The sequence below is a fragment of the Bacillus sp. GW823-FHT06A11 genome (genome assembly GCF_058795355.1).
Genome location: NZ_JBXAHS010000001.1, coordinates 1297873 through 1310392 on the forward strand (window position 1 = coordinate 1297873; position 12520 = coordinate 1310392).

13 protein-coding genes and 2 pseudogenes are annotated in these 12520 nt (G+C 34.3%); 4 read left to right on the forward strand and 11 right to left on the reverse strand.

Annotation, left to right across the window (positions count from 1 at the left end; all coding sequences use genetic code 11):
* Nucleotides 1-3 precede the first annotated feature (3 nt).
* The 8 genes and pseudogenes from AC1Q8L_RS06515 to AC1Q8L_RS06550 all read right to left on the reverse strand — a co-directional run bounded on the left by AC1Q8L_RS06515 (nucleotide 4) and on the right by AC1Q8L_RS06550 (nucleotide 6174).
* A complete protein-coding gene (locus AC1Q8L_RS06515; RefSeq protein ID WP_000727100.1) occupies nucleotides 4-660 on the reverse strand; it encodes an S-layer homology domain-containing protein in 657 nt (218 codons plus the stop codon).
* Between the two features lie 280 nt (nucleotides 661-940).
* Nucleotides 941-1213: pseudogene (locus tag AC1Q8L_RS06520) on the reverse strand (EamA family transporter); the annotation flags it as partial.
* Between the two features lie 62 nt (nucleotides 1214-1275).
* Complete coding sequence (locus tag AC1Q8L_RS06525; RefSeq protein WP_411326792.1) at nucleotides 1276-2229, reverse strand: methyl-accepting chemotaxis protein; 954 nt, start codon at nucleotides 2227-2229, stop codon at nucleotides 1276-1278.
* Nucleotides 2224-3003: pseudogene (locus AC1Q8L_RS06530) on the reverse strand (MCP four helix bundle domain-containing protein); the annotation flags it as partial. The pseudogene AC1Q8L_RS06530 and the gene AC1Q8L_RS06525, both read right to left, overlap by 6 nt.
* A gap of 136 nt (nucleotides 3004-3139) precedes the next feature.
* Nucleotides 3140-4408, reverse strand: a complete 1269-nt coding sequence (locus AC1Q8L_RS06535) for a M48 family metallopeptidase (protein ID WP_001233313.1) — start codon at nucleotides 4406-4408, stop codon at nucleotides 3140-3142.
* A 228-nt stretch (nucleotides 4409-4636) separates the two neighbouring features.
* On the reverse strand, nucleotides 4637-4936 hold the full coding sequence (locus tag AC1Q8L_RS06540; protein ID WP_001006050.1) for a DUF2101 family protein: 300 nt from the start codon (nucleotides 4934-4936) through the stop codon (nucleotides 4637-4639).
* 31 nt (nucleotides 4937-4967) lie between these two features.
* Entirely contained in the window at nucleotides 4968-5324 is a 357-nt protein-coding gene (locus AC1Q8L_RS06545; RefSeq protein ID WP_000754329.1) for a hypothetical protein, read from the reverse strand.
* Between the two features lies 1 nt (nucleotide 5325).
* The gene (locus AC1Q8L_RS06550; protein ID WP_001067979.1) at nucleotides 5326-6174 is read right to left on the reverse strand and encodes a CPBP family intramembrane glutamic endopeptidase; all 849 of its coding nucleotides are present in this window, start codon (nucleotides 6172-6174) and stop codon (nucleotides 5326-5328) included.
* 140 nt (nucleotides 6175-6314) lie between these two features.
* Between AC1Q8L_RS06550 and AC1Q8L_RS06555 the strand changes: the two genes are divergently transcribed.
* Complete coding sequence (locus tag AC1Q8L_RS06555; RefSeq protein WP_000285439.1) at nucleotides 6315-7019, forward strand: response regulator transcription factor; 705 nt, start codon at nucleotides 6315-6317, stop codon at nucleotides 7017-7019.
* A gap of 9 nt (nucleotides 7020-7028) precedes the next feature.
* Nucleotides 7029-8771, forward strand: coding sequence for a sensor histidine kinase (locus tag AC1Q8L_RS06560; protein WP_001010445.1), 1743 nt, complete (start codon nucleotides 7029-7031; stop codon nucleotides 8769-8771).
* A gap of 242 nt (nucleotides 8772-9013) precedes the next feature.
* Here the strand turns inward: AC1Q8L_RS06560 and AC1Q8L_RS06565 are convergent, their stop codons facing one another.
* The 3 genes from AC1Q8L_RS06565 to AC1Q8L_RS06575 form a co-directional block, all read right to left on the reverse strand.
* Nucleotides 9014-9166: a hypothetical protein gene (locus AC1Q8L_RS06565; protein WP_000394943.1), complete on the reverse strand. Its 153-nt coding sequence runs from the start codon at nucleotides 9164-9166 to the stop codon at nucleotides 9014-9016.
* Between the two features lie 269 nt (nucleotides 9167-9435).
* A complete protein-coding gene (locus AC1Q8L_RS06570) occupies nucleotides 9436-9801 on the reverse strand; it encodes a VOC family protein (RefSeq protein WP_000473644.1) in 366 nt (121 codons plus the stop codon).
* Between the two features lie 60 nt (nucleotides 9802-9861).
* The gene (locus tag AC1Q8L_RS06575) at nucleotides 9862-10764 is read right to left on the reverse strand and encodes an AraC family transcriptional regulator (protein WP_000446842.1); all 903 of its coding nucleotides are present in this window, start codon (nucleotides 10762-10764) and stop codon (nucleotides 9862-9864) included.
* A 137-nt stretch (nucleotides 10765-10901) separates the two neighbouring features.
* Here AC1Q8L_RS06575 and AC1Q8L_RS06580 point away from each other — a divergent pair, with 137 nt between their 5' ends.
* Nucleotides 10902-11387 (forward strand): RNA polymerase sigma factor, encoded by a 486-nt coding sequence (locus tag AC1Q8L_RS06580; RefSeq protein WP_000824004.1) that lies wholly within the window; start codon nucleotides 10902-10904, stop codon nucleotides 11385-11387.
* A gap of 5 nt (nucleotides 11388-11392) precedes the next feature.
* Nucleotides 11393-12517 carry an anti-sigma factor gene (locus tag AC1Q8L_RS06585; protein ID WP_000501938.1) on the forward strand — a complete coding sequence of 375 codons (1125 nt, stop codon included), beginning with the start codon at nucleotides 11393-11395 and terminating at the stop codon, nucleotides 12515-12517.
* Nucleotides 12518-12520: the final 3 nt, after the last annotated feature.

Genomic DNA, 12520 nt, shown 5'->3' on the forward strand with positions numbered 1-12520 from the left:
ACTCTATTTCCAATCCTCTTTCAAATGATAATTAATAATCGCATTATTAATAAACTGAGCATATTGTTCTCTAGGTACAGGGCGATTTAATTCATACATGCCATTCCCAGTTCCTCTTACAACATTATTAGATTGTAGCGCACTAATTGCATCTTCTGCCCAGTGGCCTTTTGGAATATCTTTAAATGTATGTTTTTGTTTCGTTTCAAAAGTAAATGCTCGTTTTAAAATGACAGCCATTTCCGCTCTAGATACTGGTGCTTTTGGTCTAAATTTCCCTTGCCCATCCCCTGTAAAAACACCACGTTTTGTTAACGCCAAAATTTCCTTTTTAAAAATTGTTGTACTATCAGAAACATCTTTATATGGATTCGCTACTAATCCTTCTTCTTTTATCTCAAGTGTTCTGTAAATAGTCCCAGCTACTTGTTCACGTGTTATAAGATCACCAACACCATACTTCCCGTTTCCATACCCTAATATAATTTTATGATATGCTAAATCCATAATAGCATCATATGCCCAAAATCCGTATGGAACATCTTCAAACACAATCATTTGTGGATACTCTTCCGCTTTTACAGGCGTCACATTCGTCCCTGCAAATATACCTCCTGCCATTGTCGCAATCATCATTACACCCAATATTTTTTTCTTCATTATCCTCTCTCCCTATTTCATTCAAATAAAATGAATTTCATTGTTTCAGGATTACTCTTTTTGGTGAATGTAAGATAAAATGCAAATCTTCTAGAAGAAATATTTCCACTACCTTTCTGCTTTATGCCTCCTTCTTTCTTTTTCAAAAAGGAAGTTGTCACCTCTAAGGTGTTATGTACTAAAACATTCTACAATCTCTTTATAAACTCCTTTTCACTTTACAACTTCCCTTTATTGGCGCGAAAAGGAGATACCTAATGGCGATTACTATATTCATGATTTATATTTCAGAGGTAGCATTCCCCTTCAATGATAACTCGCCTTCTCTTCCCTTGCGAAAAGTTAGTGCCATCCCTACAAATATAAGGATAATCCCTATTACTTGCATCTAAATCCGGTCTAATAGTTTGACAACAGCAGACACTAATACAGAAATAATTCTCGTCGATAAACCTCTTAAACTGTCAAAAAACAAGTAATATATAAATCTAGTATGTATACTGTGATCATCGCCTTGAAAATGCCCGAAATCTACGAATAGTAATAATAAAAAAGCATCCTTTTTTATTAAAAGAGGATGCTTTTTTTTATATTTATTAACACTCAAATATGCTACTACTTTTGAAGAGTAAATTGGGCAACTATTTGTTTTAATTTTCCTGCCGCGTTATGCATATGTTCAATTGAAACCGAAATCTCTTGAACAGATTTTTCTTGCTGTTGAATAGACTCTTTTACCCTATCAGTTCGGTCAGATGATCTTTGGGAAATTTGAGCCATGTCTTCTGCAGAAGCCGAGATTTCCTCACTACTCGCTGCAATTTCATCTGTAGACATAGATACCGTTTGAATTTGCTCAGATACTTGTTGTACTTTTTCTGTAATTGTTCCAAATACTTTTTCTGTATGCATTACTACTTGTGTACCTGCCTGTACCTCATTATCTACTTTCCCCATCATATGTACCGTATGGTTCGTTGTTCCCATAACTTGAGTAATAAGATTCTCAATTTGTTTTGCAGAATCACTAGATTGTTCTGCTAATTTCCGCACTTCATCTGCCACAATTGCAAATCCTCTACCACTTTCACCAGCACGTGCAGCCTCAATTGCGGCGTTTAATGCTAATAAGTTAATCTGGGAGGTAATACCTTGCATAACATCAATGATTTTAACAATTTCTTCTGATTGTTCTTTCATAGTCTCTACTTGTTTCACACCGCTATGTACCGAATTTTGGATTGTATCCATCTGTTGAATCATTTGTTTCATTAATTTGTTACCACTCTCTGCATCTAATGCTGATTGAGCAGATAATTCATTTACAGAGGATGATGTATTGACTATACTCTGCATTCCTTGCGTCAACTCTTCCATCGCACCCGCAGTTTGTTCCATTGCTTGCATTTGACTCTCTGCACCATTTGCAACTTCTTCAATATCCATAGTGATTTTCTTCGCTGCACTACTAGATACTTCTGATGCAGATACTACTCCGTCTGCATGTTGGAATAAAAGCTGAATATTATTCTCTACTTCTTCCATATTTGTTCTTAGCCCTGCAATCATCTCGTTAAAATTACTTACTAATACACCTAATTCATCCTTAGCAGTATAATCACCATGTACGGTTAAATCTCCTTCTTTCGCTCTTTCCATCATACGACTAACCGTTTGTAAAGGAGCAACTATGAGCTTGCTAATAATATAACTTACTATACATATAACGATTGTAGTAACTACTACAAGAATGATAAAGGTAATAACGGAACGATCAATCATTTTTTGAGAATCTTTAAATACTTGGTCAGCTAAATTTGAAACATACGATTCTAGATCCACTGCATAACCAGCTAACTCTATTCCCTTCGGTTTTAATTCCTTCTGAAATTCATTTACCATTTGTGGCTCGTTTGTTGCCTTTGCCTTTTCAAATAATTTTTTATATGTATCTTTATAACTTGGCAAAGATTTCTTCATCTTCTGAAACAGTTCATCCTCTTGCTTACTTAAATTAAAACCATCATCATATTCTTTTAATAAAGAATCATATTTTTTAAGATCCTTTTCAATATTATCAATTATTCCCTCTTTATTTGCCACTTCATTTTGTGATACCGTAATTAATTCTAATAAATTATATTCTAGTGAATTTTGTGTGCGAAGCATTCCTTCTAATAAAATTGCAGAATATTGATAATCATCTACTACAACCTCTGTATCATGCTTAATCTTATTAATAGAACTAATTGCTACACTGCTTATAATTACCATACCTAAAACTGCTAATGAAATAAGCGCTAATAATTTATATTTCACTTTTAAATTTTGTAAAAAATACATTTTTCCACCTTTATTCCTTTATATATAGATTTTTAGAATTTTATAGCTTATTATTTACAAAATCACAATAAAAAGCAATGATAAATATTCCCAATATGAAACTTATATCTCTATAAAAAAAGAAGTAGCTATCATGCTACTCCTTTTTGCTTTGTTTCTCATATTGTTCAAACGTATGAATTCTTTCAAAAATTGGTGGGTGCGTGTATAAGAAAAATTTCACTAACGCAGGCGGATTCACTTGGCTTAAACTTGTTTTTGATAAATATTGAAAAGTTTTCACACCAGATTTCCCGTCCTTCGTCATATTTAAAGCATATTGATCTGCGGCTCTTTCTTCTATACGTGAAACGTAGTTTGTTGCTGGTTGTGCTGCAAAAGAGAGTATAGAAGAAATTAAGAAAAATAAAGGTAAAATGGAGAAACATGCCACTTTTGAAATTTGCAATGTATCTCCCCATTTGCGAATACACATATTTATAATACGACTAATTAAAAACATACCTATAAACGATAGCAATACATAACTTGCAACGCCAAAAAATATATGTTTCATAACATAATGCCCCATTTCATGGGCCATTATAAATAAAATCTCTTTATCTTTTAACTGCTTAAGTGTTGTATCCCACATTACAATACGGGCGTTAGGGCCAATTCCTGTTACGTAAGCATTTAATGCATTCGTTTTTTCTGACATATTTACTTCATATACGTGTTTAGCAGGAATGTCCGCTTTGTCTGCTATCGCTAAAATTTTCGTTTCTAATTCTTTATTTTTCAGCGTCGAGAAGTCGTTATACAGTGGATCAATAACGACAGGCTGTATGAATGTTAAAAAGATTGTAAATGGAATAGAGAGCGCCCATCCTGCGAGCCACCATCTCTTCGGAAATTTACGGATAAGCCATAATAGAACGGTAACTACGATTAACATAGTCGCATAACTTTCCCAAAAACCGATAACATGATCTTTTATCCAGCTTTGTGTACTTTGTGTTGAAATGCCGTAATCAACGGACACTTTCCGGCCAATCCATTGCATCGGTAAGGCAAGCACTGTTGTCAATAATGATAAATAAAAGAAATAAATCGCAACTTGCAAAACACTTATTTTAGTCGTTTCCTTCGACCATTTCTCAAACTTTCTTGAAATACCTAGCACAAGTACAAATAATAAAATAATCCATTCAAGAGGCGTCGCTAAAAAGTATAGTAAATTTTTCACGCGCGAATAATCTTGGCTTAGCGTAAGCTCTCTAGCACTCATAAACGTTTCTGGATCTGCACTCGTTCCCTTATACATGTCCGGAATAAGTTCATGATTCCATCCAAATAAATACCAATATATAAGTAACGCAAATCCAACGTACAAAAAAAGCGACCAACCAATAACCTTCCTCACGCTATTCCCTCCTCTATGCTGCCTGTCTATTATTATTGTAAGTTCGTACACGCTAAATTAGAACAAGCTTATTATGTGAATTGCTCTGGATCTTTTTATTTACATAAAAAAACTCTTCTACATAAGAAGAGTTTTACCTATCTTTAAACACTTTCTTCGGTTCACAATCCGTACACTTACAAACCAACACGTACCCTACTTGCTTTTTAGATAAAATAAAAAGCCTCTTTAAGGAAGTACATCTATTAATAAACTAAAATCTTGTAAAGAGAAAGAACTATATTTCATAATACCTTGTACAGCTAAAAGTAAAACAAGACCGATCACACACATATAGTTAACGCTTTCTTCATTCTTTTTTTCAGTAACCACTCCACCACTTATACATAAAATCCCCAACAAATGGAGCGCTAAATACATGAAAAAATAAGCTTCCTCCCAGCGCAAAATAACATTCACTGTCGTTATTAACACTAGACTAAGTAAAATCAAATAAAAAAACTTATTTGATGATATCGTTTCATTCATATAATTTTATACATCCCTTTCAAATTTCGAATTAATGATGTTTCAAAGCTATAAAGTAAATGATTGTTTTTATACCATAAAACAAAAGGAAAGCCACCATTACTTTCTCGAATACTTTATGAATCCACATATACTTCTCTTCATTCTTTCTGAAGATGCACTTCATCATTTCTTCTACAATTAGACCAAATATTAGTAAAACCCCGAACACAATAAGAAGAGAAATAATATTTTCTTTTAAATGAGTACTAGAAAATAAGTAATACTCTGGAAACACAATCGTATCTACTACAGGTTGAAGCCAATGACAAACGCTTTTATCACACATATCTGTAATAGACGTAGCATCTATAATATCTTTTAATATTTTTTCAACCGTCTTCTTCATCTCATTTACTCCCCACTACATCTGAAAAGCTCTTTTCCTGCTCTGCATATATAACTGGCACTTCTTTACTCCAATATTTACGATTAACAAATAAAAAGATAAGTACTAAGTTTAATCCTGTTATAAAAATAATAAGTCCAGGAAAGAATGTCGTGTAATTTGAGAAATCGGCAAAACTCATAATTTTTTCTCTACTTATTAAAAAAGACGCACCCATTACAAATGCATTGTTTAACATATGTATTGCAATTGGCATGAGTAAACTTTTCGTACGAATATATACGATTGATAATACGATGCTGAATATGGCTGCACCGAGGAAATCAACATGTAACAACGCAAACAATATTGCTACAACGATGGTCGCTATGCTCGTTCCCCATTTTGTTGCAAAACGTTGAAGTAAAAATCCGCGAAAAACAAACTCCCCGATAATTGGTGCGATGAATACGACCCTAATGACTTGATATACATATCCCCCAGTACTATCTATAATCGGTTCATGCAATGCATTCATAATAAAGTCCGGTGTAATCCATGCAAAACTATACATATACAAAATAAGATACCCGTAACTAAACATGCACAACATAACCGTAATGTATAAAACTTGCACCAAGTTAAATGTTTCATTTTTATTAACAAACAATGAAAATGAAATGCGATGCTTTCTATACTCATAAAAAATCCATATGATCGGAAGGATATAGAATATAAGGATATTTATAAAAGAAGAATTTTGTATATGAAATATACTTGTTAGCAAATCGCCACTACTTCTCGCTATTAAAATTAATAGTGCAAATACAATTAAAAAATATCTAGCTCGCATCACTTGAAACGGATTCACACTCATCTCCTCCCCTATGTTACTTTTATCATATCATTTGATTCTTAATTTTTTGCGAAAGAAAACCTTAAAATTTCCTTAAAAATTCCATAAGTTACAAAATGATGATATGATATTCGAGAAAATTAGGAGGGATTTTTATGTACCGAGCAAATATTTTACTTGTTGATGATGAAACAGCAATTTTACAATTACTAACTACCATTCTTGAAAAAGAAGGTTTTTCTCATATTACAACTGCAACATCAGCTGAAATAGCTTTATCTCTAACTAAGCAAAACAATTACGATTTAATTATTTTAGATGTAATGCTTCCTGGACAATCCGGTTTTGATATTTGTCCAATCATTCGCCAACAAACAGATTGTCCAATTTTCTTCCTATCAGCAAAAGCATCTGATTTAGATAAAATATCCGGATTTTCATACGGTGCGGATGATTATATTACGAAGCCCTTTAATCCATTAGAAGTAGTAGCACGTATGAAAGCACAGCTTCGGAGACATATGAAACAAACCGTACCACACGAACAAAAATCACACTCGATTTCATTTGGCAGATTTGAAATTGATCAGCACTCTGCAGAACTGACAGTGGATGGTCACATTGTCGAATGTTCCGCTCAACTCTTTCAACTACTACTCTTCTTTTGCGAGAATCCAAACTACGTATTTTCGAAAGAGGAAATATACGAAAAAGTTTGGGGAGCACCTGCCTATAATGGCGATGACAACACTGTTATGGTCCACATTCGAAAACTACGTGAAAAAATTGAACACGATCCAAGTAAACCAGAATATATAAAAACCGTTCGCGGGCTTGGTTATAAGTTCGTTACAAAGTAGGGTGACGATATGAATTTTAATAAACGACTTATTATTCAATTTATCATGCAACACGTTTTTGTTTTAGTTACATTACTTATCGCTGTAGTTGCTGCTTTTACTTATTTAATTTTTCTTCTTACTAGTACTTTATACGAACCTAATATTCCAGATTCTGATAGTTTTACAATTTCAAGATACATCTCTTCAGAAGATGGGCATATTTCGTTACAATCTGAAGTGCAAGATTTAATAAAGGAGAAAAATGATTGGCTCCAAGTTGTAGATGAAAACGGAAAAATCCTCTACCACTTTAATACACCAAATGATGTTCCGAATGCTTATACGAAGACATCTTTAGTCGCATATATACAACATCATATCGAAAGTAATTATAAATTTACATATTGGGAAATTGAATTAGAAGAAAAGAAAGTACTTGTTATTTATGGTGGTATGTTAAAAAGCAATGCGTTACTGACAGCAATTCAAAAGGATCACTCCTCTTTAACGATGGATTCGTTTACATTAACAGATCAAGAAAAACAGTTACTGTCTAAAGAAAAAGCAGCACTTCAAATATTTAATCAAAATGGCGAAGAGGTTTTTGCCTATCCAGCTGGAAAGAAAAAAACATTTTCAGCAATACAAATCGCCCTTAATGAAAAAGAACCGTGGAATCATAAAGAAAACACGTCTAGCTTTTACGATGCAAATAGTGGCAACCTTCTCGTTGTGACTGCGAAAAATGATCACTACTATCCAGATGACGAAATTGAAGATGTATTTACTAAGAAGTTTCTCATCGGATGCGGATTAATCCTTCTTATCGTATTTGTTTATTTAGTCATTCTTTCTATTTGGTACGGTAATAAATTCGGGAAACCGTTATTACATGCGATGCGCTGGCTTAAAAATATCGCTGGCGGAAAGTATGAAGAACCTATTAGTAAAAAAGGAAAACCTGTCAGGTTCCGGAGATCTGGTAAAGAAAAATGGTCATTCCGTTTGTTTAGAGATGTAACAAGTTCACTAGAACACCTTTCTATTACACTCAAAAAAAATGATGCGATGAGGCAAGTACTTCAGCAAACACGAGAAGAATGGATTACCGGTCTAACACACGACTTAAAAACACCACTTAGCTCTATATATGGCTACGCATTATTACTCGAATCGAATCAATATAACTGGACTGATCGTGATATTCAACAATTTGGTAGTGTTATGAAAGAGAAATCTCAATATATGACGACATTAATTGATGATTTAAGCTTAACGTATCAATTAAAAAATAACAGCCTTCCTGCCCAACACGTAAACGTTGAAATCAATCAATTCGTTCAAAAAGTGTTATTGCAATTTATTAACAATCCAACACTTCAAAATCAAAATATTGAATTCGTACCGAGCTCAAATAAAATTCAATATTTCATTGAAGAAAAATGGTTCCAGCGTATTATCGAAAACTTACTAGTAAATGCTGTAAAACATAATAACGAAACAACTACTGTCATCGTAAAATTATCACAAAACGCTAATTCCTTTACACTCTCCATTTCAGATGACGGAAAAGGAATGGATGAAAAAACGAAAGAACTTCTATTTGAACGATATTACCGCGGAACAAACACAGAAGAAAGCAACATCGGAACTGGACTTGGCCTAGCCATTACAAAACAGCTCGTTCATGCTCATAACGGGACAATTTCCGTTGATAGTGCACTCGGAAAAGGAACGACGATTATTCTTGTATTTCCGTTTCGTTCGTAGGAAAGACGCTATGTGGCGTCTTTTTTTCTTTTCTGGGAGAATTTTGCGGTAATTGAAATTATGTGAATCGTTTTTTCGAGACAAAGTAAAAATAAAACTATTAACAAATACATTTCTAAACTGTTATACTATAAATAGAAGTATAAACTAACTAAGTTTTGCATAAAATGAAGTAGACGAGGTGCTTCCAACACCCCGTCACTGCAACTAATTACCGCAAGGTGGAAGGTTGCAACTAAAGCTTATTTGCGCTTAGAAGACTTCCCACGCTTCGCAGGCAGACGGGTGGTCTTCTTTTTGCGCTTTTTTGCCGTTAATTTCTTAAATCCAAAAACTATACCTTCTCTAGCTATAGTTTTTGTAATTTCCAACAAAATTTGCAAAAGAAATTCCATACGATTACACCTCCTTTCTTCACAAAATGAAGAAAGGGCATAACCTTCCACCCGCAATATTTAATTGCTATTTTATTTTACCATTTTCATATGTATTACAGATAAAACAATACAAATTTAACAATCCACTTATAAAGTGAAACTTTAATCAGTGGAAGTTTTGTTCATCCCCCACTGATTATTAGCCCTCACCAATCGCGCTGCCCGGCAAATAGCGGGATAAAAATAACCCTTCATAACTCACTATGAAAGGTCACTCCATATTTCAGCTATTTCCCTACTAACACAAACACATTCTCATCAGGTGCTTCCATTACTGCAACATGTCCTGATTCTGTTGGAAATGGTTCGCGAATCCATTTTACATCTTTATTATCTTTTAAACTTTCATACGTTTGTTGTACATCTTCTACTAATACTTCGACTTCCGTAAAATTAATATCCGGATGATTGCTTATTACTAACTCTGAACTTTTCTCATCTGGAAACTTCAATCCTATTAACGTCCAAATAACCCCTTCTTCTAGTTCTCTTTCTATCATCCAGTTTTGCTTCATTCCCATTTCTTTATAGAAAGAAACTGATCTTTCTATATCTTTCGTATGTATAGATACACATTCTAGTTTTTTGAACATTTTCCCATTTCCCCCTTTATGAAAAAGCGAACCATCTCCCAACGATTCGCTCTTACCCTATTATTTTTTCTTCACCGGTATCCAAAGCTCTACTTGTGCAAACTCACTCTTATCTTCGTGGCAACGCTCATCGTACAGTTCAAACTCCGTAACACCGCAATGTTCATATCCTGAATGCGGGAACCATTCTGAGAATACTGCATTCCAAGTTTGGTGAATAGACGATACCATTTCTTCATGAGGAACTTTCGGCGTTGTAAATACTGCATATGTTGCTGCCGGGAAAGTACGCTTCGCAATTTCATTTGGTACATTTTCAAAGTCTGTAACTTCCATTCCGATAATGTAAGTGAAGTCTCCTGTTTCTAAATTAAAATCAGTACATAATCCAAGCTCTACCCATTGACTCGTATCTTTACGATTCGGAATCGTCGTTCCAAGATCTTTTTGTAAATATTCTTGCCAAAATACTGGAATGTCTTGATGGTTTTTCCCTTCTTTACTTGTCGTCTTCAATTCATAACCCGCCACTAAAAATTCTGGTTTATTTACAATACGATATTCCATTTGTATGCCCCCTAAATACGGATTTAATTTTCTTTGCTTTACATTCACTCTGTAATACATCGGTGTTTCGATTTCTTGTTTTCGATATTCACTCGGTGTCATTTGAAATAATTTTTTAAAGGCTCTCGTGAACGTTTCGTGAGATTGAAAGCCATGTTCAAACGCGATATCAATAACTTTTTCATCCGTATGAGAAAGTTGATAAGCTGCCCGGGCTAACCTCCGCTTTCGAACATACTCCATTACTGTATCACCTACTAATGCCTGAAATACACGATGAAAATGCGACTCAGAAAAACCTGCAATACGTGCTAAATTACGCAGCGTCTGTTTTTCCATTACATCTTCCTCAATATAATCAATTGACCTTTGAATTTGTGTTTCATAGCTTTCCATCTCTGTTCACCCGCCTTATATGTATTATGATAAAAGAGAACGCAATCCAATTCTTGACGTTTTTTACTATAATTCCATAAAAAATTGTAACTTTTTTATATGTATTTCGTTGTTATATATGAAGGGAGGGAAATGTAGTGAAACGCAAACAATCATTAGAAGAAATTTACTCAGAGCATATGCAAGATTTATTTCGCTATCTTCTCTCCCTAACCGGAGATTCCCACTATGCGGAAGATCTCATGCAAGAAACATTTTACCGAATGCTCGTCCATATTGACTATTATAAAGGAGAAGAAATTAGGCCGTGGTTATTTACAATTGCCTACAATGCCTTTATCGATTGGTATCGTAAAGAAAAGAAATATAAAACAACAGAAGTTGCAGAATTCCATTTACCAAACGTGCCAAGTACAGAACATGCATATTTCGTAAAACATGAGATTGCTAGTTGGTTAGACAGTTTATCGTCTCTTCCGCTCGAAAGACGAAATGCCCTGCTACTACGAGATTACTATGGATTCTCCTATAAGGAAATAGCAGAAATGACTGGTCTCTCATTAGCGAAAGTGAAAATTGAATTACACAGGGGACGAAAAGAAATGAAAAGCATAAAGGAGTGATACGGATGGGGTGTACAGAATTTAAAAAACTATGGAAGAAGTATGAAAATGGAACGCTCACGCATGATGAACAAGAACTGTTAGAAAGTCATATTGAGTCATGTGAAGAGTGTGAAGCTTACTTAGATGAGCTGTTAACAAAAACAGAACCAATTAAGAAAAAGTTACCTCCAAAAGATCTTAAAGTTCCTTTTTGGAGGATTAAGTGGAAACATCGTTTACAAACATTTGGTTTTATATTATCAATTTGCATCGTTATCTATATAATCGGCGGGGTATTATCAGCCTTTTATTTTCAAGCTAATAATGATAAAAGGCTAGAAGAAATTAGAGAGGTTCCTTCGCTTGCACTTGAAGCAACGATCCCAAATAGCCGTGTTATGGGGGGCGGAACAAGTGTAGAAGCTTTTTTCCGTACGAATAGCCAATTTGATTTAGTACGAACCGTCGGTAAAAAAGAAATGCCCCTCGGTACAATAGAAACAAAAAGCTTCTTATCATCTGTAGATGTTACGAAGCGAACTTGGATGAATCCGTTCTATCAACCAAAACTCTTCTTTGTTCATCCAAAAACAGAGCAGGGTGATTATTTAAAGGATTCATCAAAAAAAGTATGGGATACACTTGCAAAAGTACATGATGGAACCGTTGCAGAAGTAGCAATTTCTTTTGATAAATCTTACACTTTAAAAGAATTAGAACCGCTTTTATATAGCATATTCGAGGCACAAGAACTCCCTCCAACTCCTTTATGGTACGCTTTAGATACAGGACAAGAAAGAAAAAATGTAGATGACTATATCCTACATGGCGGAGAAGCTATAGGGTTTCCAGAACATGTAAGATTCCTCGATAATGAAACTGACGGGCAGAAAACGCAAGAAGACAAAGTAACCGAAATGATGCGCGTCCTTTCTATCCATAAAAAAACGGTAAGCAAAATAGCAGCGCTTTCTGAGAAAGAATTAAACTTAGATAAACGTTATCAATATGTAAAGGATAACGGTGTAAAAGTATACGGAATTGTTATTACTGGCCCGTCGAAAGAGTTATTAAAATTACAAAACTCCCCGCACGTACGTTATGCGACTCTTGGAGATATTGAGATTTGGAATTGGTTTGATAATTAATAA

Bases quoted from the DNA above. Each gene is read 5' to 3' on its own strand.
- AC1Q8L_RS06515 (WP_000727100.1), bottom strand. From the start codon at position 660: ATGAAGAAAAAAATATTGGGTGTAATGATGATTGCGACAATGGCAGGA.
- AC1Q8L_RS06525 (WP_411326792.1), bottom strand. From the start codon at position 2,229: ATGATTGCAGGGCTAAGAACAAATATGGAAGAAGTAGAGAATAATATT.
- AC1Q8L_RS06540 (WP_001006050.1), bottom strand. From the start codon at position 4,936: ATGAATGAAACGATATCATCAAATAAGTTTTTTTATTTGATTTTACTT.
- AC1Q8L_RS06545 (WP_000754329.1), bottom strand. From the start codon at position 5,324: ATGAAGAAGACGGTTGAAAAAATATTAAAAGATATTATAGATGCTACG.
- AC1Q8L_RS06555 (WP_000285439.1), top strand. From the start codon at position 6,315: ATGTACCGAGCAAATATTTTACTTGTTGATGATGAAACAGCAATTTTA.
- AC1Q8L_RS06560 (WP_001010445.1), top strand. From the start codon at position 7,029: ATGAATTTTAATAAACGACTTATTATTCAATTTATCATGCAACACGTT.
- AC1Q8L_RS06565 (WP_000394943.1), bottom strand. From the start codon at position 9,166: ATGGAATTTCTTTTGCAAATTTTGTTGGAAATTACAAAAACTATAGCT.
- AC1Q8L_RS06570 (WP_000473644.1), bottom strand. From the start codon at position 9,801: ATGTTCAAAAAACTAGAATGTGTATCTATACATACGAAAGATATAGAA.
- AC1Q8L_RS06575 (WP_000446842.1), bottom strand. From the start codon at position 10,764: ATGGAAAGCTATGAAACACAAATTCAAAGGTCAATTGATTATATTGAG.
- AC1Q8L_RS06585 (WP_000501938.1), top strand. From the start codon at position 11,393: ATGGGGTGTACAGAATTTAAAAAACTATGGAAGAAGTATGAAAATGGA.